A 16,799-nucleotide genomic window follows, 5' to 3' on the forward strand; every position below is an offset into this window, starting at 1 on the left:
GATGGGCATCTATCTGCTGCGCCGCCTGCTCCTGATCGTGCCGACCCTGTTCGGCATCATCCTGATCAATTTCCTGGTGATCCAGCTCGCCCCAGGCGGGCCGCTCGAACAGGTGATCGCCCGCTATACCTCGCCCGATACCGCCGATCAGGGCCGCCTCACCTCCGGCGGCGCCGAGACCCGGGGCGGCAGCGGCTCGGCGGCCGACGCGCGCTATCGCGGCGCCCGCGGCCTCGATCCCCAGTTCATCAAGGAACTGGAAGTCCAATTCGGCTACGACCAGCCGCTGACCACCCGCTTCTTCAAGATGGTGGGCAATTTCCTGCGCTTCGATCTCGGCACCAGCTTCTTCCAGTCGCGCCCCGTGCTCGACCTGATCCTGGAAAAACTGCCGGTCTCGATCTCTCTCGGGCTCTGGACCACGCTGCTGATCTACCTGATCTCGATCCCGCTCGGCATCGCCAAGGCGATCCGGGACGGCAGCCGTTTCGACGTCTGGACTTCGGGCGTCATCGTGGTCGGCTATGCCGTGCCGTCCTTCCTGGTCGCGGTTCTGCTGATCGTGCTCTTCGCCGGCGGCAGCTTCTGGCAGATCTTTCCCCTGCGCGGCCTGGTCTCTGACGATTTCGCCAGCTTGAGCCTCGGCGCCAAGCTGCTGGACTATGCCTGGCACATGACGCTGCCCGTGCTCTCCATGGTGATCGGCGGCTTCGCCACCTTGACGCTCTTGACCAAGAATTCCTTCCTGGACGAGATCGGCAAGCAATATGTCGTGACCGCAAGGGCCAAGGGATTGACCGAGCGGCGCATCCTCTATGGCCACGTCTTCCGCAACGCCATGCTGATCGTGATCGCGGGTTTTCCGGCCGCCTTCATTGGCATCCTGTTCACCTCGTCCCTGCTGACCGAGGTGATCTTCTCGCTCGACGGGCTCGGCCTGCTCGGCTTCCAGGCGGCCGAGAAGCGAGATTATCCGATCATCTTCGGCACGCTCTATCTCTTCTCGCTGATCGGGCTCATGACCAACATCGTCTCGGACGTGACCTATACGCTGGTCGATCCCCGGATCGATTTCGACCGGCGCGACAATTGACCATGGCGGGCCTGAAGCTCACCCCCCTGACCCGGCGCCGGCTAGCCCGTTTCCGCACCAACCGCCGGGGCTTCTGGTCGCTCTGGATCTTCCTCGGCCTGTTCGGCCTGAGCCTGTTCGCCGAATTCATCGCCAACGACCGGCCGCTCTATATCGCCATGGACGGGCACCATTATTTCCCGACCCTGGTGGATTATACCGAGACCGAGCTGGGCGGCGATTTCGACACGCCGGCCGACTATACCTCGAGCTTCCTGCACCAACTGTTCCAGGAAAAGGGTGCCACCGTGGTCTGGCCCCTGGTGCCCTTCTCCTGGGATACGGTGGTGCGCGACGCCGCCCCCTATCCGGCCCCGCCCTCGGCCCGCAACTGGCTCGGCACCGACAACGACGGCCACGACATCGTGGCGACCCTGCTCTATGGCTTTCGGATCTCGATCCTGTTCGGCCTGGCGCTCACGGTCTCGTCCAGCGTGATCGGCGTGCTCGCCGGCCTGTTGCAAGGCTATCTCGGCGGTCTCACCGACCTCGTGCTGCAGCGCTTCATCGAAATCTGGTCGGGCATGCCCGTGCTCTATCTCCTGATCATCCTGTCGGCCGTGATCGAGCCCAATTTCTTCTGGCTGCTCGGCATCATGCTGGTGTTTTCCTGGATGGAGCTGGTCGGCCTCGTGCGGGCGGAGGCGCTGCGGGCACGCAATTTCGACTATGTGCGGGCGGCGCGCGCGCTCGGCCTCACCGATGTGCGGATCATGCTGCGCCATGTCCTGCCCAATACGCTGGTCGCCACCGTGACCATGCTGCCCTTCGTGATGAACGGCTCGATCGCCACCTTGACGTCGCTCGACTATCTCCGCTTCGGCCTGCAGCAGTCGGCGCCCTCGCTCGGCAAGCTGCTGTCCCAGGCCAAGGATCTCGCCGTGCAGGCGCCCTGGATCCCGCTCTCCGCCTTCTTCACCGTGGCGATCCTGCTCAGCCTCCTGGTCTTCATCGGCGAAGCCACGCGCGACGCCTTCGACCCGAGGCGCGGACCGTGACCGCCCCGATCCTCTCCGTCCGCGACCTCTTCGTCCGCTTCCGGACCGAGGACGGCGCCAGGGACGTGGTGAAGGGCGTCTCCTTCGACGTGAGCCCGGGCGAGATCGTCGCCCTGGTCGGCGAATCCGGCTCGGGCAAGTCGGTCACCGCGCTCTCGGTCCTGCAACTGCTGGCGCGCGGCCAGGGCAGCAATCCCAAGGGTTCCATCCTGCTCGACGGCGTCGAGATGGTCGGCGCCTCCGACGCGACCCTGCGGGACGCGCGCGGTGCCAAGGCTGCGATGATCTTCCAGGAGCCGATGACGGCGCTCAATCCGCTGCACCGGATCGGGCGCCAGATCGACGAGGTCCTGGCGCTGCGCACCCCCCTCGACGCCGCCGGCAGGCGCGCCCGGATCCAGGGCCTGCTGCGCGAAGTGGGCCTCGAGGCATTGGCCGAGCGGCTGGACGCCTTCCCGCACGAACTCTCCGGCGGGCAGCGCCAGCGCGTGATGATCGCCATGGCGCTGGCGGGCGAGCCCAGGCTCCTGATCGCCGACGAGCCGACCACGGCGCTCGACGTCACGGTCGAGGCGAAGATCCTCGACCTCCTGAAAGACCTGGTGGCGCGGCGCGGCCTCGGCCTCCTGCTGATCACCCACAATCTCGCCATCGTGCGCCGCCACGCCGACCGCGTCCTGGTGATGACGGAAGGCGAACTGGTCGAGGACGGTCCGACCGAGACGATCTTCACCGCCCCTCGCCACCCCTATACGAAACACCTGATCGAGGCGGAGCCGCGCGGCAAGCCGGAACCGGTTGCCCCCGACGCGCCCATGGTTCTGGAGGCGGAAGGGATCAGCGTCGCCTTCACCCTGAAGCGGAATCTGTTCGGTGGTGCCCGCACGCAATTGATCGCGGTACAGGACGCCTCCCTTTCGGTCCGCCGGGGCGAAACGCTGGCGATCGTCGGCGAGTCCGGCTCGGGCAAGTCGACGCTCGGCTTCGCCCTGCTCCGCCTGCTCCGCTCGACGGGACGGATCGTGTTCCTCGGCCAGGATTTGCGGCGGCTTTCCGGGGCGGCGTTGCGGGCGCGGCGGCGCAGCTTCCAGATCGTGTTCCAGGACCCCTACGGCAGTCTCAGCCCGCGCATGACGATCGGCGAAGTGGTGGGCGAAGGTCTCGCCGCCCACGGCATGGTGAAGGACCGCGCGGAACGCCGGGCCCGGGTCCAATCGGCGCTGGTCGAGGTCGGCCTCGATCCCGACATGGTCGACCGCTTCCCCCATGAATTCTCCGGTGGCCAGCGCCAGCGGGTGGCGATCGCCCGGGCCCTCGCCCTCGATCCCGATCTCGTGGTGCTGGACGAGCCCACCTCGGCGCTCGACCGCTCGATCCAGGCCCAGATCGTCGACCTGCTGCGCGGCCTCCAGGCCAGGCGCGGCTTCGCCTATCTCTTCATCAGCCACGACCTCAAGGTCGTGCGCGCCATGAGCCATCGCATGGTTGTGATGCGCCAGGGCCGCATCGTCGAGCACGGCACCATCGAGGATGTCATCGCGGCGCCCAAGGAAGCCTATACCAAGGCCCTGATCGACGCCGCCCTGCTCCGCTGATCAGGGCAGCTTGAAGCGCCTGACCGCGATGGTCGCAGGCGCCCCCGGCGCGATGCCGCCTTCGGTGCGGACGCGGGCTTCCAGCGCCTCGCGGGGCTCGATCGTCACCGCCATCACCGCGGCCGTCGCATGCACCACCGTGCCGTCGCCGCGCGACAGTGCGACATGGCCGCGGTAACACAGGAGATCGCCACGCAAGACCGGCTGGCCCGGCGCCACCGGCTCGCCGAAGCTCGCCTGCATGTCGCTGTCGCGCGGGCATGGCAGGCCGGCCTGGGTCAGCGCCACCTGCACCAGGCCCGAACAATCGATCCCTTCCGCCGTGCGCCCGCCCCAGAGATAGGGCGTGCCGAGGAAGGCTTCCGCGGTGGCGACCGGATCGCGCGCCAGTGCCGTCGCCTCGGCCGCATGGCCGGCGAAGATGTAACGCCCACCGTCCAGTTCGAGCCAGCGCCCGTCCACTGTCGCACCGGTCACCGCGAGCGGGGCGCCCATGGTGACGCTCGTCACCGGCGGATGCTTCAGGTCCGGCACGGGATAGAGGTGGCTGCGCGGCACCGCGACGACATGGCTCGCCGCCGGCGCCGGCCCGCGCGCCAGGGCCGCCCGCGGGACATAGCCGACATAGCCGTCCGAGCGGAGCTGGCCCCAGACCCAGCCGTCCTTGCGGTCCTCATAGACCATGAAGTCCTCGCCCCGGATCACCTCGCTGTCGAGGGGACAGGCGGCGTCCGGCCGCGGGCGCAGGGGCGCATGGGCGGCGATCACGTGAAAAGCCTCCCCCACCACGTAACGTTCCGCCTTCACCTTGCCCTCGAGGAAGGCGGCGGCAAGGTCGGGCCGAGCCGGGGTCAGGCGCCGGTCGAACAGCGCGCTCATGACCCGAAGCGCTCCGCGATCAGGGCGAAGAGCGCGCGGATGGCGAAGGCTTCGGCGCCGATCGGCTTGCCCGGTCCCGGCTTCGGGGTCCAGGCGAAGAGGTCGAAATGGACCCAGCTCGACGTCTCGGTCACGAAGCGCTTGAGGAACAGCGCCGCGGTGATCGAGCCGGCGAAGCCGCCTTCGGCGACATTGTTGAGATCGGCCACCCGGGAATCGAGCCACTTGTCGTAATTGGCCCAGAGCGGCAGGCGCCACACCGGATCGCGCTGTTCGAAGCCGGCGTCCAGGATCGCCTCGGCCAATTCGTCGTCGGGCGTGAACATGGCCGGCAGGTCGGGGCCGAGGGCCACGCGCGCAGCACCCGTGAGGGTGGCGAAATCGATCAGCAGGTCGGGCTTTTCCTCGTCCGCCTCTGCCAGCGCGTCGGCCAGGATCAGGCGGCCTTCGGCATCGGTATCGCCGATCTCGACCGTCAGGCCCTTCCGCGATTCGAGCACGTCGCCCGGCCGCATGGCATTGCCGGAGACGGCATTCTCGACCGCCGGAATGATCACGCGAAGGCGCACGGGAAGGCCGGCGTCCATGATCATATGGGCGAGACCCAGGGCATGAGCGGCACCGCCCATGTCCTTCTTCATCAAGGCCATATAGTTGCCGGTCTTCAGGTTGAGGCCGCCCGTGTCGAAGCAGACCCCCTTGCCGACCAGGGTGACGCGCGGCATGTCCGCTTCGCCCCAATGGATGTCGATCAGGCGCGGCGCCCGTTCGGAGGCGCGGCCGACGGCATGGACCATGGGATAGCCGGCTTCCAGCAGATCCTCGCCCACGGTGACCTGGATGCGCGCGTCATGCAGGGTGGCGATACGCAACGCCGCCTCGGCCAGTTCTTCAGGCCCGAGGTCGGAAGCCGGCGTATTGACGAGGTCGCGGACGAAGCTCACCGCCTCCGCCGTGCGGCGCACGCCGTCGAGATCGGCGCCGACCGGCGGCACCAGCAGGGGCGCCGGTTTCCGCTCGTCGTCCTTGTAGCGGCGATAGGCATAGCGGCCCATGACCCAGCCCAGCGTCGCCGCCGTCGCCTCGGCCGGGCCGAGGGGGGTGGCGATCTCATAGGTGCCGGGCGGCAGCGCCGCCGACAGGGCGCCGAAGGCATAGGGCTCGTTCTCCTGCGCCCCGCCGATGGCGAAGAACACCAGGGCCAGGCCGCCGTCCGGCCCGGGCACCAGGAGATGGCTTCCCGGCTTGCCGTCGAAGCCGCTGGCCCGGGCGAAGCGCAGCGCCGAGGCCGGTACCTTGTCGATCAGCGAGTCGAGACTGCCCCGCGTGACGCAATGGATGGGGATCGCCGCGTCGCGGGTTGCGACAAGGGGCAGCGGCAAGGCGAGCGTTGCGGGAACAGCATCGGACATGGCAGGAATCCCTGCGGAAATTCGGGCGGACGACTCGGGCGCGATTGCGCAATGCCGAGCTTACCCCAGCCCGCGGAGCCTTGCCCATGGTCCAGGATAGCCGCCCCGTTCTCGTCATCGGCGACAAGAACTATTCCTCCTGGTCGATGCGTCCCTGGCTCGCCATGACCGCCGGCGGCATCGATTTCATCGAGGCCCATGTCAAGCTCCGCACCGAAGCGACCAAGGCCGACATTCTCCGCCATTCGCCGAGCGGCAAGGTGCCGGCCCTGAAGCTGGGCGACGTGGTGATCCCGGAATCGCTGGCGATCTGCGAATGGGCGGCGGAAGAATCGCGCACCGGGCCGCTGCTGCCGGTCGATTCGGTCGCCCGGGCGCTGTGCCGTGCCGCCGCCGCGGAGATGCATTCGGGTTTCGGGGCGCTCCGCAACGAATGCCCGATGGACATCCTGGCCCGCCGCTCCAATCACCCGATCTCGGACGCCTGCCGCAGCGACATTTCCCGGATCGAGGGCCTGTGGGTCGACTGCCGTGCCCGCTTCGGCCAGAACGGCCCCTATCTGTTCGGCCACTGGACCATCGCCGACGCCATGTATGCCCCGGTGGTCAGCCGCTTCATCACCTATGGCGTGCATCTGCTGGCCGAAGCGGCGGACTACGTCGCGACCGCCAGCCACCACCACGCTTATCAGGCGTGGGAAGCCGGCGCGCGGGCCGAACGCGGACTGTAACAGAGATCGGGCCGTTCACGACGACCGCGCGCCGCTCTCCATCGTCATGCCCGGGCTCGTCCCGGGCATCCACGTCGGGACCAAGCCACAGTCGTCGACGCAAGAGGCGGCCTGGCGCGATCAGATCGCCCCTTCGGGCAGGCTGATGCCCTGCTCGCGGTAGAAGCGGACGGCGCCGGGATGCAGCGGCGCGGCCAAGCCAGCGGTGGCCGTCTGCAAGGTGATTTCGGCTGCCTTGGGATGGCCTTCGGCCAGCACCGGGCGGTTCACCGGATCGAACAGGGCCTTGGTGATGTCGTAGACCAGGGCTTCGGCGAGTTCGGCGGCGCAGATCCATTGCGCGCCGACGGCCAGCGTCGGCGTCGCCCCGATGCCGGGATAGGCGCCCTCCGGGATCGTACCGGCGGTGAAATAGCGCCCGGCCTTCAGGAGCTTGTCGCGCACCGGCCCGTCGATCGGCAGCAGCGCGATGTCGCCGCTGCCGGCGATGTCCGCGACATTGGCGGCCGGCGCACCGCCCAGGAAGAAGAAGGCATCGATCTCACCCCTGTTCAGGGCATCCGCCGCCTGCGACGGGCCGAGGTCGAGGATGTCGAGCTTGGCCTTCTTCACGCCGTAAGCATCGAGGATCTCCAGGGCATCGCCCCGCGTGCCGGAGCCGGGCCGGTCGAGCGAAACCTTGCGCCCGGTCAGGCCGGGCACCGAGGTGATGCCGGCCTCCCGCCGCACCACGATATGCATGCTCTCGACATAGAGATTGGCGATCACCCGGAGGTTGGCCAGCGCCGGCTTGCCGGCGAAGAGCCCCTTGCCTTCCAACGCCCAGGCGACCACATCGGCTTGGGCCAGTGCCGTCTCGACCGCCCCCGACGACACGGCGGCGACATTGGCGACCGAGCCGTCGCTGGTCTCCGCCGTGGCGATCAGGCCGGTGACGCCACAGGGCGCCCCGGCGTCGCAAGGCGGCAGGCCGGGCGGATGGCTGAGCAGGCGGGCGATCGTATCGCCGACCGGAAAATAGGTGCCGGCCGCGCTGCCGGTCGCGATTCGGAGATAGCGGGCATCCTGCACCGGCGCCTGCGCGCGCGCCCTGCCCACCCCGAGGAGCAGGCAGCCGGCGCCGAGCAGCAGGCTCCGCCGGTCGAAAAGGGCCGGAAGGCGGAGGATGATGTCAGTACCGGATGTGTGCAGCGGGTCCATGGCAGGCCAGGACTAGAGTTTTTTAAAACATCTGCCCATGATGGCAGGCAGGCAAGTTGGGAACATCTCCCGCCCCTGCCACCGTGTCTCGTTTGCCGCAAGTGTTGCCGTCCCGCCACCATGAAGGCTCATCGTCTCGCCGGCCTCGCCCTCGTCGGCCTCGCCGCCCTTGCCGTTCTGACCCTGGGCCTGCGCGGCACCACCGTCGCGGGCGCGCCCGCCGTCGCCCCGCTGCCGGCCACCGGCCTCGAACTCCTGGCCCGGCCGGAGGCGACACCGGCCGCCATGGAACCAGCCGTCGACGTCGATTCCCGCGCCATGGACGAGACCTATCCGGTCTGGCTGTGGACCCCTTCGGCGAGCGGCGCCACTGTCGGCCAGATCGAGCAAAGTGCGCTTTCGGGCGGCGTGGTCACCCTCTCCGGCTGGGCGGGTGACGTCTCCCTCGGCCTCCGAATGGCCGAAGTGCTGGTGGTCGCCTGCGACCATGTGATCGCCAGCGTGGCGGTGGACGGACAGCGGGACGACATCGCGGCCCGCCACCCCAATCTGATCGACACCGGCTGGGAAGCGCGTATTGCGCTTGCCGACGTGCCGACCTGCACCGACCGTGCCCTGCACGCCTATGGCATCGCCCATTACAGCGACGCCGCCTTCCCCCTGACCGGCGAAGTGGCCGTGCCGGCAACCCGCCCGAGCACCACCCAGCGCCTGCACCGCGCGGACCGGCCGCTGCGCGACCCGGCCCCGGTCGCCGCCCCCGTCCGCACGGTCCAGGTGGGTGGCAGCGGCCTCGTGCTCCGGCGTTGCGGGGCACAGCGCTGCGACGTGGTCGGCCGCCTGCCCGCTGGCCGTCAGAGCCTGCTGGTGCTCGATGTCCAGGCCGGCTGGTTCCTGGTCGCCAAGGCCGGCAGCGCCGCCGGTTGGGCGCCCAGCAGCATCCTCGGCGTCACCAACTAGCCCGCGGCCAGTTCGACCAGGGCGATCGCCCGTTCCGGGCAGGCGACGACGCAGAGACCGCAGGCGAGGCAATCTTCCGCCTTGGGTGTGCGCACGGTCTTTCGTCCGTGGGCGCTCATCTTCAGGCGGGTGAAGAAGCCCATGGCGGCGAATTCCGCATCGGTCAGGCGGCCCAACTCGAAGACGTCGTGGGGGCAGACCGCGATGCAATCCGCCTTGCCCTCGCAGCGGCTGTGATCGACCACCGGCGCGTAAGTCCCGGCCGGCGCCCGGCACAGCTTGCCCGGGCGCTTCGGATGGGCGGCGGCGCGTTTCGCCTTGGCGAGATCGCGGGTGGTTCCGGCCATGACTTCTCCCTCAGGTGCCGAGGGTGACGGTCTCCGCGATCTCGATCCCGAAGCCGGACAGGCCGACATAGGCGAAACCCGTGCTCGACGCCGTGGCCGAAACCAGGTTGCGGATCGAGACGACGCCCAGATCCTTCAGGATCTGCGCGCCGAGGCCGATCTCGCGCCATTGCCTTGTCCGCTTGGCTTCGGACGAATCGTCGCCGGCCGCGACCGTCGGCGGCACACCGGCGGTCCCGTCCCGGAGATAGAGCAGCACGCCCTTGCCGGCCTCGCCCATATGGACGAGGGAACGGTGGATCAGCGGCGCGCCGCCGAAGACGTCGGCGATCACATTGGCCCTGTGCAGCCGGGCCGGCACCAGCCGCCCGTCACCCAGGTCGCCGAGCACGAAGGCGAAATGCTGCACGCTGTCGAAGGGCGTGACATAGGCATAGCCCACGAGCGGGCCGGCCTCGGTCTCGACCGGGAAGGTGCCGACCCGTTCGACCAGCTTCTCGCGCATCTGGCGATAGGCGATCAGGTCGGCGACCGAGATCCGCTTGAGGCCATGGCGCTCGGCGAAGGCCTGGATCTGCGCTCCCTTCATCACCGTGCCGTCGTCATTGGCGAGTTCGCAGATGACGCCGACCGGCGGCAGGCCGGCGAGCTTGCAGAGATCGACCGCCGCCTCGGTATGGCCGGAGCGCATGAGCACGCCGCCGTCCCTGGCGATCAGCGGGAAGACATGGCCGGGGCGGACGAAATCCGCCGGCCCCATGTTGTTGTTGGCCAGCGCCTGCACGGTATTCGAGCGCTGCTCGGCCGAAATGCCGGTGGTGAGTCCATGGCGGACGTCGACCGTCACCGTGAAATTGGTGCCGAGCGGCGCATCGTTGGACGGCACCATGGGATCGAGCCGGAGGCGCCGCGCCTCCGCCGGGGCGAGCGGCGCGCAGACGATGCCGCAGGTATGGCGGATGATGAAGGCCATCTTCTCGGGCGTACACAGCGCGGCGGCGCAGATCAGGTCGCCTTCGTTCTCGCGGTCGTCGTCGTCGGTCACGACGACGATCTCGCCCCGGGCCATGGCGGCCACGGCTTCTGTCACGGCATGGGACACGTCACTCTCCTTCGGCACGCCCAAGCCCATGAAGTCGTTGGGCGTCACGGCACCTTCCGTCACGCGCAGCAGCACTTCCGCGGTCTCCCGCGACAGCCAGGGCGTCTCGTTGTTGCAGAGCTGGGTGACGGCTGCCGGCGACACGCCGAGGCGGCGCGCCAGTTCGATGCGGGTCAAGCCCTCGCGGTTCAGCCATTCCACCAGCTTCATGCCGCCAGTATAGCCAAGGGGAATTTAAGTTGAACTAAAATCTTAGGCCATTTCAGTTCAACGAAATCAATCCCAGGGGCCACGCCAGGGCCGGAGCTGCTGGCGGAACGGCCGGATCAGGCCGACGCCGACCACGAAGCCGCCGACATGGGCGAGCCAGGCGACGCTCTCGGCCGAGGCGGCGCCGGAAATGCCGTCCACGACCTGGATCACGAACCAGGCGCCGATGGCGATGAAGGCCGGCACCGGCAGCGGGAAGAAGCCCACCAACAGGACGACGGGCTGGCGCGGATAGAGCATGAGATAGGCGCCGAGCACGCCGGAGATGGCACCGGAAGCACCGACCAGCGGCGCCTTCGACAGGGGATCGGCCAAGCCTTCGACGAGCGCCCCCATGGCCGCGCAGAAGAGATAGAAGCCGAGATAGCCGAGATGGCCCAGCGCATCCTCGACATTGTTGCCGAAGATCCAGAGGAACAGCATGTTGCCGCCCAGGTGCCAGAAAGACCCGTGCAGGAAGGCATAGGTCACCAGGGTGAAGACGCTGGGCACCGCGCCGATGTCGTAATCGGCCGGCAATCCTTCGAACAGAAAATAGGGCACGAAGCCGTAGCGCAGCGCATCGAGATCGGCATGGCCCGAGACCTGCTGCATCAGCCAGACCAGGAAGCAGGCGATCATCAGCGTGTAGTTGACGACGGGGGGGCGCCGGGTCGGCAGGCCGTCAGAGATCGGAAAGACCAAGGTCACCCTTTCGCAGCAACACGGCCTTCGACAGGAAGGCCGGCACCGTCGCCTCGACAGTAAGTCCGGCAGCCCCGAACAATCGCCCGAAATCCTCCGCGGCGTAACTGCTGAAATAGGGCTCGTGGAAGGCTTCGGGGAAGAAGGCCAGGAGCCCGTCGAAATCGGGCGTATCCCCGGTCTGCAGGGCGTCGACGACGATGGCGGCGCCGCGGGGCTTCAGCACCCGGGCGAATTCGGCCGCCACCTCTTCCCGGACCCGCGGCGGCAACTCGTGGAAGAGATAGACGCAGGTCAAGGCATCCAGGCTTTCGTCGGCGAAGGGCAGCGCCTCCGCCTTGGCCTGCACGAAACCGAGCCGGCCGCGCCCCTGGAGCCTGCGCCGCACGCGGCGCAGATAGGCGGGCGAAAGATCGAGCGCCGTGACATGGAGCTGCGGCCAGGTCGCCTTCATGTCGGCGATCAACCCGCCGGTGCCGCAGCCGATGTCGGCGACCCGAAGGCCGCGGAGGTCGCGGCCGGCGATCACCCGGCGCAGCAGCGGCAGGGCCTGGCGCCGCATCGCCGCCGCCGCCCCGCTGAACAGAACCTCGACCTGCTGGTCGTAGAGTGCCGCCGAACGGTCGGAGAGCCAGCCGTCGGTCTGGTAATGAAAATTCTGCAGGTAGTAGCGGGGATAGACGCGGTCGAGATCGGCCGTCCGCACTTCCGCATGGTCGTGCTCGCGGTGGCGCCGGGCGACTGCCGGCAGGTCGCGGAAGAAGCGCAGCGCATCGCGGAACGCCCGTCCCGGCCGGAGTGCCAGGTCGGCCGGCAGGGCATAGGTCCCCGCCTCGATCTGAGCGAGGTCGCGGGCGAAGAGTTCCTCGATCGACGTGAGCAGCCGGCGCCAGCCGACCCCGGTCCGGGTCCCGGCCAGCCGGCCGCGGTCCTTCCGCGTGAGCCGCTCGGCCGCCAGATATTGCCCGGCGAACCAGGCCACCCGTGCGGCCCGGGCGGCGCCATAGGCGAGTTCGAATCTGCGCGACCGTGCCATCCGTCCTCCGTCGGGAGAGCTTAAGGCCCCTCGCCCGCCGGTGGAACAGGCCATCCCGCCATCCTCAGCGTTCGAAGTGGCTGACCAGTTCGATGTGGGACGACCAGGCGAACTGGTCGACCGGCTGCACCGGCCCCAGACGGAAACCGGCATCGGCCAGGATGCGGGCGTCACGGGCGAAACTGGCCGGGTTGCAGGAGACCGCGACGATGCGGCGGACCGGGGATTCGGCCAGGGTGCGGGCCTGGGCCTCCGCCCCCTCGCGCGGGGGATCGATCACCACGACGTCGCCATCCGCGAATTCGACCGCTTCGACCGGCCGGCGGTAGAGGTCGCGCCGCTTGGCCTCGACCGGCTTGATGCCTTTGGCCAGGCGCCGCGCCCGCTCCAAGGCGTCGACTGCTGCCTGGTCGCCCTCGAAGGCCTGGACGGGCAGGATCCTGGCCAGGGGAAAGGTGAAGGTGCCGCAGCCGGCGAAGAGATCGACCGCCCGCTTGTGCCCCTCGCCCAGCCGCGCCAGCACCGCCTCGACCAGCGCCGCCTCGCCCGCCGCACTCGGTTGCAGGAAGCCGGCGGCCGGCGGCGAGACACTGACCCCGGCGAAGGCGAGGCTCGGCCCGCCCTTCTCCAGCACCATTTCCCCGGCGGCGGAGATCCGCGCGACGCCCTGGGCCTCGGCGAAATCGACCAGGGCTTCCCGGGTCGCGAGGTCGAGCTTCAGCTTGCCGTCGAGGGCGAGGTCGATGCCGCCCGGCAGCAGGGTGACCGTCGCCGCCTCGAAGGCGATCCGTTCGGCGAGCGCCCGCAGCGGCGCCACCAGCCGGTTCAACCCGGGCAGGATGGCCGGGCAGGAATCGACATCGACCAGGCGATGGGCGCGGCGCTCGTGGAAGCCGAAGAAGATCCGCCGGCCGACGCGCAGCACGGCGAAACGCACACGCCGCCGCTCCCCCGCCGGGAGCGACAGGGTGGGCAGCACCTCGGCATCGCCGAAGCCGCGATGGGCCAGCGCCGCCCGGATGCCGTTCCGCTTGAATTCGGCCACCGCCGCCGGCGCCAGATGCTGCAACTGGCAGCCGCCGCAACGCCCGAACACCGGGCAAGCGGGTTCCACCCGGTCGGGCGAGGCTTCGAGCACGGCTTCCAGCCTGGCCGCCTTGCCCTCGAGCGCGATCCGCACCTTTTCCCCGGCCAGGGCGAAGGGGACGTGGAAGATGCCGCGCGGCGTTTCCACCGTGCCGTCGCCCTGAGCGCCCAGGCGGCTGACCACGGCTTCCAGGGTCTCAGGCATCGCGCGCTGCTCCGATCAGGAATTCGACATTGCCCTCCGGCCCCTTGATCGGGCTCTCGGTCACACCGAGGACGCGCCAGAAGGGCAGGCCGGCGACCCAGGCTGCGATCCGGTCGCAGACTTCCTGGTGCAACTCGGGCTCGCGCACCACGCCGCCCTTGCCGACCCTGCCCTTGCCGACCTCGAACTGCGGCTTGATCAGGGCGATCAGGCGGGCGCCGGGCCGGGTCAGGGCGAGTGCGGCGGGCAATACGACTTCGAGGCCGATGAAACTGGCGTCGCAGACCACGAGGTCGACGGGCTCGGGGATCATGGTGGCGTCGAGATGGCGGGCGTTGGTCCGTTCCATCACGGTGACACGGGGATCGTTCCGCAGTTTCCAGGCGAGCTGGCCGTGGCCGACGTCGACGGCATAGACCCGGGCGGCGCCCCGGGTGAGCAGCACGTCGGTGAAGCCGCCGGTCGAGGCGCCGACGTCGATCGCGGTCAGGCCGGCGGGATCGACGGCGAATTGGTCGAGGCCCTTGACCAGCTTGAGCCCGCCGCGCGAGACCCAGGGGTGCGGCTCGCCCTTCACTTCGAGGGCGATGTCTTCGGCCACCTTGTCGCCCGCCTTGTCCAGCCGGCGGGTGCCGGTGAAGACATTGCCGGCCATGATGATGGCCTGCGCCCGCGTCCGGCTCTCCGCCAGGCCGCGGTCGACGAGTAACTGGTCGAGGCGGATCTTGCTCATGCCCGCTTATAGCGCAAACAGCGCCCGGTAAGAGGGCACATGTTCGCGCCGGGCGAAACGCCGGACCAGCAGCGCCGCGAAAGTACCGATCGCCGCGACGAAGCCCCACCAGATGCCCTGCCCGCCGAGGCCGAGCGGAAAGGCCAGCGCCCAGGACGCGGTCATGCCGATCACCCAATAACAGCCGATCGCATAGATCATCGGCACCCGGGCGTCCTGCAACCCGCGCAGCAGGTTGACCGCCACCACCTGGGCCGCGTCCACGACCTGGAACAGCCCGGCCAGGACCAGGAAATCACAGGCGAAGGCGAGCACTTCCATCGCCTCCGGCCCGCGCTGGTCGGGCAGGAACAGGCCGGCTATGGCGCTCCGCCAGATCACCATGACCACCGCCATCGCCCCCATGAAGCCGCAGCCGAGCACCAGCGCCGTCCAGCCGGTACGCCTGACCGCGACGGCATCGCGGGCCCCGGCGGCGACTCCGATCCGGATGCTCGCCGCCTGGCCGAGGCCGAGCGCCACCATGAAGGTCGTCGAAGCGATCTGAATGGCGATCTGGTGCCCGGCCAGCGCCAGCGGGCTGATCAGCCCCATCATCTGCGCAGCGGCCGAAAACAGCATCACTTCGAAGGTGATGGTCAGGCCGATCGGCGTACCGAGGCGGAAGATGTGGCCGAGGCGCGGCCAATCCGCCCGCCAGAAGCGGCCGAACAGATGGAAGCGGCGGAACTGCCGATCGCGCGCCAGGAAGACGCCGAGGATTACAAGGGCGAGCAGGCCCGACAGGCTCGACCCGATGCCGGCCCCGACCGCACCGAGGGCCGGCAAGCCCAGGTGCCCGAAGATCAGGACATAGATGAACAGGCCGTTGACCGGGACCTGGAGCAGCGCGATCACCAGCGCCGCCCGCGGCCGGTCGAAAGTGGCCATGAAATTGCGCAACACGACGAACCAGGCGCTGGTCAGCAAGGTGGGCGAGACCGCCCGCACGTAGTCCTGGGTCGCGTCCGCCAGCGCCGGCTCGTGCCCGATCAGGCGGAGCAGCGCGCCCACCTGCCAGCAGGCCGCGATCACCGGCACGCAGACGATCCCGGTCGCCCACAGCACCTGGCGGAAGCTCCGCCGCACATCGCGCAAGTAGCGCACCCGGGCACCCAGGGCATGGGCCATTAGCGGAGTCGCCCCCTGGGCGAGGCCGATCAGGAACATCAGGGGCAGCATGACGATGGAAAAGCCGAGCGCCGCCGCCGCCAGCACTTCGGGCGACACACGGCCCAGCATGATCGTATCGGTGGTCAGCATGGCGACGCCGGCCCATTGCCCGAGCGCCAAAGGCAGCCCCACGGCCGCGATCGCCCGCGCCTCGCGCAGGAAACTGCGCAAGCCGGAGGTCGGGATATTCGCGGCGATACCGATGGTCATGACGGCCCTGGAATGCTGGGCCGGACAATATGCCGACCAGCAGGCCGCTTGGAAAGTGCGCCGGCTGCAGGGCAGCCGCGCCGGGATCAGGCGGTCGTGGCGGCCGGGACTTCGTAGGTCCAGACGCGGAAGGATTTCAGGACATGCGGCCCGAAGGAATTGATCAGAGGGACATCGGCCGCGTCCCGCCCGCGGGCGACCACGATGCGGCCGATCCGCGGCTTGTTGTTGCGCGGGTCGAAGGTGAACCAGCGGCCGTCGAGGAAGACTTCGATCCAGGCGCTGAAATCCATCGGATCGACCACCGGCACGCCGATGTCGCCCAGGTGACCGTTGACGTAACGCGCCGGGATGTTCAGGCAGCGGCACAGGGCGACGGCGAGATGGGCATAGTCGCGGCAGACGCCGATCCGCTCGCGGAAGGCCTCGTAGGCGGTCCGCGTCGCCCGCGCCTTCATGTAGTCGAAGCTGATGTGGCCGTGGACGAAATCGCAGATCGCCTGCACCCGCGCCCAGCCCGGCGGTATGGCACCGAACAGGTCCCAGGCGGTCTGGCTCAGGAGGTCGGTCTCGCAGTAGCGGCTGCCCAGCAGATAGACCAGGCATTCGTCCGGCAGTTCGGCGGGTGGGACCTCGCGCGCCATCGGCACCTTCACGTCCGGCTGGCCGCTGTCCTCGATCGTGGCGTCGCCCCACATCATCAGGTCGCCCGCCGGCGCCACCAAGCGACGGCAGCGGTTGCCGTAGAGATCCATATAGGTCGAGGTCGGCACGTTCGGGTTGGTGAAGAAACTCTCGGCCGAGCGCATGTCGAAGGCACGGTCGGGATGGACCGCCAGCAGGCAGACCATCGCTGTCGGCTGTGGGCAGCTCAGGGTGATCTCGTAGCCATACCGAATGAACATCGACCGTCACCCCTTCCGAAAAGACCCTGCGTGCCTATCCGAAACGGTACATTGCACAACAACAGGCTCGCATGTTGCACCGCGGCCGTCGAGCCTAATGCA

Annotated in this window: 16 protein-coding genes; 5 read left to right on the forward strand and 11 right to left on the reverse strand. The window is 68.9% G+C overall.

Going from position 1 to position 16,799, the window contains the following annotated elements:
• Nucleotide 1 precedes the first annotated feature (1 nt).
• From WC493_RS07605 to WC493_RS07615, 3 genes are read left to right on the forward strand one after another with little or no spacing between them, the layout of a single operon-like run.
• Nucleotides 2–1,093 (forward strand): microcin C ABC transporter permease YejB, encoded by a 1,092-nt coding sequence (locus WC493_RS07605; RefSeq protein WP_373064187.1) that lies wholly within the window; start codon nucleotides 2–4, stop codon nucleotides 1,091–1,093.
• A gap of 11 nt (nucleotides 1,094–1,104) precedes the next feature.
• Nucleotides 1,105–2,130, forward strand: a complete 1,026-nt coding sequence (locus tag WC493_RS07610; RefSeq protein WP_373064219.1) for an ABC transporter permease — start codon at nucleotides 1,105–1,107, stop codon at nucleotides 2,128–2,130.
• The gene (locus WC493_RS07615; protein ID WP_373064189.1) at nucleotides 2,127–3,725 is read left to right on the forward strand and encodes an ABC transporter ATP-binding protein; all 1,599 of its coding nucleotides are present in this window, start codon (nucleotides 2,127–2,129) and stop codon (nucleotides 3,723–3,725) included. Before WC493_RS07610 ends, WC493_RS07615 begins: the two co-directional genes overlap by 4 nt.
• On the opposite strand, the gene WC493_RS07620 is transcribed toward WC493_RS07615, so the two are convergent.
• Together WC493_RS07620 and WC493_RS07625 are read right to left on the reverse strand one after the other, a co-directional pair.
• Nucleotides 3,726–4,604 (reverse strand): C40 family peptidase, encoded by an 879-nt coding sequence (locus tag WC493_RS07620; RefSeq protein ID WP_373064191.1) that lies wholly within the window; start codon nucleotides 4,602–4,604, stop codon nucleotides 3,726–3,728.
• Complete coding sequence (locus WC493_RS07625; RefSeq protein ID WP_373064193.1) at nucleotides 4,601–6,016, reverse strand: M17 family metallopeptidase; 1,416 nt, start codon at nucleotides 6,014–6,016, stop codon at nucleotides 4,601–4,603. The genes WC493_RS07620 and WC493_RS07625 overlap by 4 nt, the downstream gene beginning before the upstream one ends.
• Before the next feature lie 86 nt (nucleotides 6,017–6,102).
• Between WC493_RS07625 and WC493_RS07630 the strand changes: the two genes are divergently transcribed.
• The gene (locus WC493_RS07630; protein WP_373064195.1) at nucleotides 6,103–6,747 is read left to right on the forward strand and encodes a glutathione S-transferase family protein; all 645 of its coding nucleotides are present in this window, start codon (nucleotides 6,103–6,105) and stop codon (nucleotides 6,745–6,747) included.
• A 120-nt stretch (nucleotides 6,748–6,867) separates the two neighbouring features.
• Here the strand turns inward: WC493_RS07630 and WC493_RS07635 are convergent, their stop codons facing one another.
• Nucleotides 6,868–7,947, reverse strand: a complete 1,080-nt coding sequence (locus WC493_RS07635; RefSeq protein ID WP_373064197.1) for a TAXI family TRAP transporter solute-binding subunit — start codon at nucleotides 7,945–7,947, stop codon at nucleotides 6,868–6,870.
• Between the two features lie 120 nt (nucleotides 7,948–8,067).
• Here WC493_RS07635 and WC493_RS07640 point away from each other — a divergent pair, with 120 nt between their 5' ends.
• The gene (locus tag WC493_RS07640; RefSeq protein WP_373064199.1) at nucleotides 8,068–8,907 is read left to right on the forward strand and encodes a hypothetical protein; all 840 of its coding nucleotides are present in this window, start codon (nucleotides 8,068–8,070) and stop codon (nucleotides 8,905–8,907) included.
• Here WC493_RS07640 and WC493_RS07645 read toward each other — a convergent pair.
• From WC493_RS07645 to WC493_RS07680, 8 genes are all read right to left on the reverse strand, one after another.
• The gene (locus WC493_RS07645; protein WP_373064201.1) at nucleotides 8,904–9,254 is read right to left on the reverse strand and encodes a ferredoxin family protein; all 351 of its coding nucleotides are present in this window, start codon (nucleotides 9,252–9,254) and stop codon (nucleotides 8,904–8,906) included. The two genes, WC493_RS07640 and WC493_RS07645, sit on opposite strands and share 4 nt — an antisense overlap.
• Before the next feature lie 10 nt (nucleotides 9,255–9,264).
• Nucleotides 9,265–10,566 carry a 3,4-dihydroxy-2-butanone-4-phosphate synthase gene (gene ribB / locus WC493_RS07650; protein ID WP_373064203.1) on the reverse strand — a complete coding sequence of 434 codons (1,302 nt, stop codon included), beginning with the start codon at nucleotides 10,564–10,566 and terminating at the stop codon, nucleotides 9,265–9,267.
• Nucleotides 10,567–10,632: 66 nt separating this feature from the next.
• On the reverse strand, nucleotides 10,633–11,310 hold the full coding sequence (locus WC493_RS07655; RefSeq protein ID WP_373064205.1) for a rhomboid family intramembrane serine protease: 678 nt from the start codon (nucleotides 11,308–11,310) through the stop codon (nucleotides 10,633–10,635).
• On the reverse strand, nucleotides 11,291–12,346 hold the full coding sequence (locus WC493_RS07660; RefSeq protein ID WP_373064207.1) for a methyltransferase domain-containing protein: 1,056 nt from the start codon (nucleotides 12,344–12,346) through the stop codon (nucleotides 11,291–11,293). The genes WC493_RS07655 and WC493_RS07660 overlap by 20 nt, the downstream gene beginning before the upstream one ends.
• Before the next feature lie 64 nt (nucleotides 12,347–12,410).
• Complete coding sequence (locus tag WC493_RS07665; RefSeq protein WP_373064209.1) at nucleotides 12,411–13,637, reverse strand: class I SAM-dependent RNA methyltransferase; 1,227 nt, start codon at nucleotides 13,635–13,637, stop codon at nucleotides 12,411–12,413.
• On the reverse strand, nucleotides 13,630–14,370 hold the full coding sequence (locus WC493_RS07670; RefSeq protein ID WP_373064211.1) for a TlyA family RNA methyltransferase: 741 nt from the start codon (nucleotides 14,368–14,370) through the stop codon (nucleotides 13,630–13,632). Before WC493_RS07670 ends, WC493_RS07665 begins: the two co-directional genes overlap by 8 nt.
• Before the next feature lie 6 nt (nucleotides 14,371–14,376).
• Entirely contained in the window at nucleotides 14,377–15,792 is a 1,416-nt protein-coding gene (locus tag WC493_RS07675; RefSeq protein ID WP_373064213.1) for an MATE family efflux transporter, read from the reverse strand.
• Nucleotides 15,793–15,878: 86 nt separating this feature from the next.
• Nucleotides 15,879–16,697, reverse strand: a complete 819-nt coding sequence (locus WC493_RS07680) for a transglutaminase family protein (protein WP_373064215.1) — start codon at nucleotides 16,695–16,697, stop codon at nucleotides 15,879–15,881.
• Nucleotides 16,698–16,799 lie beyond the last annotated feature (102 nt).

Source organism: Zavarzinia sp. (assembly GCF_041650655.1).
In the GTDB taxonomy this organism is placed as follows: domain Bacteria; phylum Pseudomonadota; class Alphaproteobacteria; order Zavarziniales; family Zavarziniaceae; genus Zavarzinia.

Bases quoted from the DNA above. Each gene is read 5' to 3' on its own strand.
- WC493_RS07645 (WP_373064201.1), bottom strand. From the start codon at position 9,254: ATGGCCGGAACCACCCGCGATCTCGCCAAGGCGAAACGCGCCGCCGCC.
- WC493_RS07605 (WP_373064187.1), top strand. From the start codon at position 2: ATGGGCATCTATCTGCTGCGCCGCCTGCTCCTGATCGTGCCGACCCTG.
- ribB (WP_373064203.1), bottom strand. From the start codon at position 10,566: ATGAAGCTGGTGGAATGGCTGAACCGCGAGGGCTTGACCCGCATCGAA.
- WC493_RS07620 (WP_373064191.1), bottom strand. From the start codon at position 4,604: ATGAGCGCGCTGTTCGACCGGCGCCTGACCCCGGCTCGGCCCGACCTT.
- WC493_RS07625 (WP_373064193.1), bottom strand. From the start codon at position 6,016: ATGTCCGATGCTGTTCCCGCAACGCTCGCCTTGCCGCTGCCCCTTGTC.
- WC493_RS07635 (WP_373064197.1), bottom strand. From the start codon at position 7,947: ATGGACCCGCTGCACACATCCGGTACTGACATCATCCTCCGCCTTCCG.
- WC493_RS07680 (WP_373064215.1), bottom strand. From the start codon at position 16,697: ATGTTCATTCGGTATGGCTACGAGATCACCCTGAGCTGCCCACAGCCG.
- WC493_RS07665 (WP_373064209.1), bottom strand. From the start codon at position 13,637: ATGCCTGAGACCCTGGAAGCCGTGGTCAGCCGCCTGGGCGCTCAGGGC.
- WC493_RS07675 (WP_373064213.1), bottom strand. From the start codon at position 15,792: ATGACCATCGGTATCGCCGCGAATATCCCGACCTCCGGCTTGCGCAGT.
- WC493_RS07670 (WP_373064211.1), bottom strand. From the start codon at position 14,370: ATGAGCAAGATCCGCCTCGACCAGTTACTCGTCGACCGCGGCCTGGCG.
- WC493_RS07630 (WP_373064195.1), top strand. From the start codon at position 6,103: ATGGTCCAGGATAGCCGCCCCGTTCTCGTCATCGGCGACAAGAACTAT.
- WC493_RS07640 (WP_373064199.1), top strand. From the start codon at position 8,068: ATGAAGGCTCATCGTCTCGCCGGCCTCGCCCTCGTCGGCCTCGCCGCC.
- WC493_RS07660 (WP_373064207.1), bottom strand. From the start codon at position 12,346: ATGGCACGGTCGCGCAGATTCGAACTCGCCTATGGCGCCGCCCGGGCC.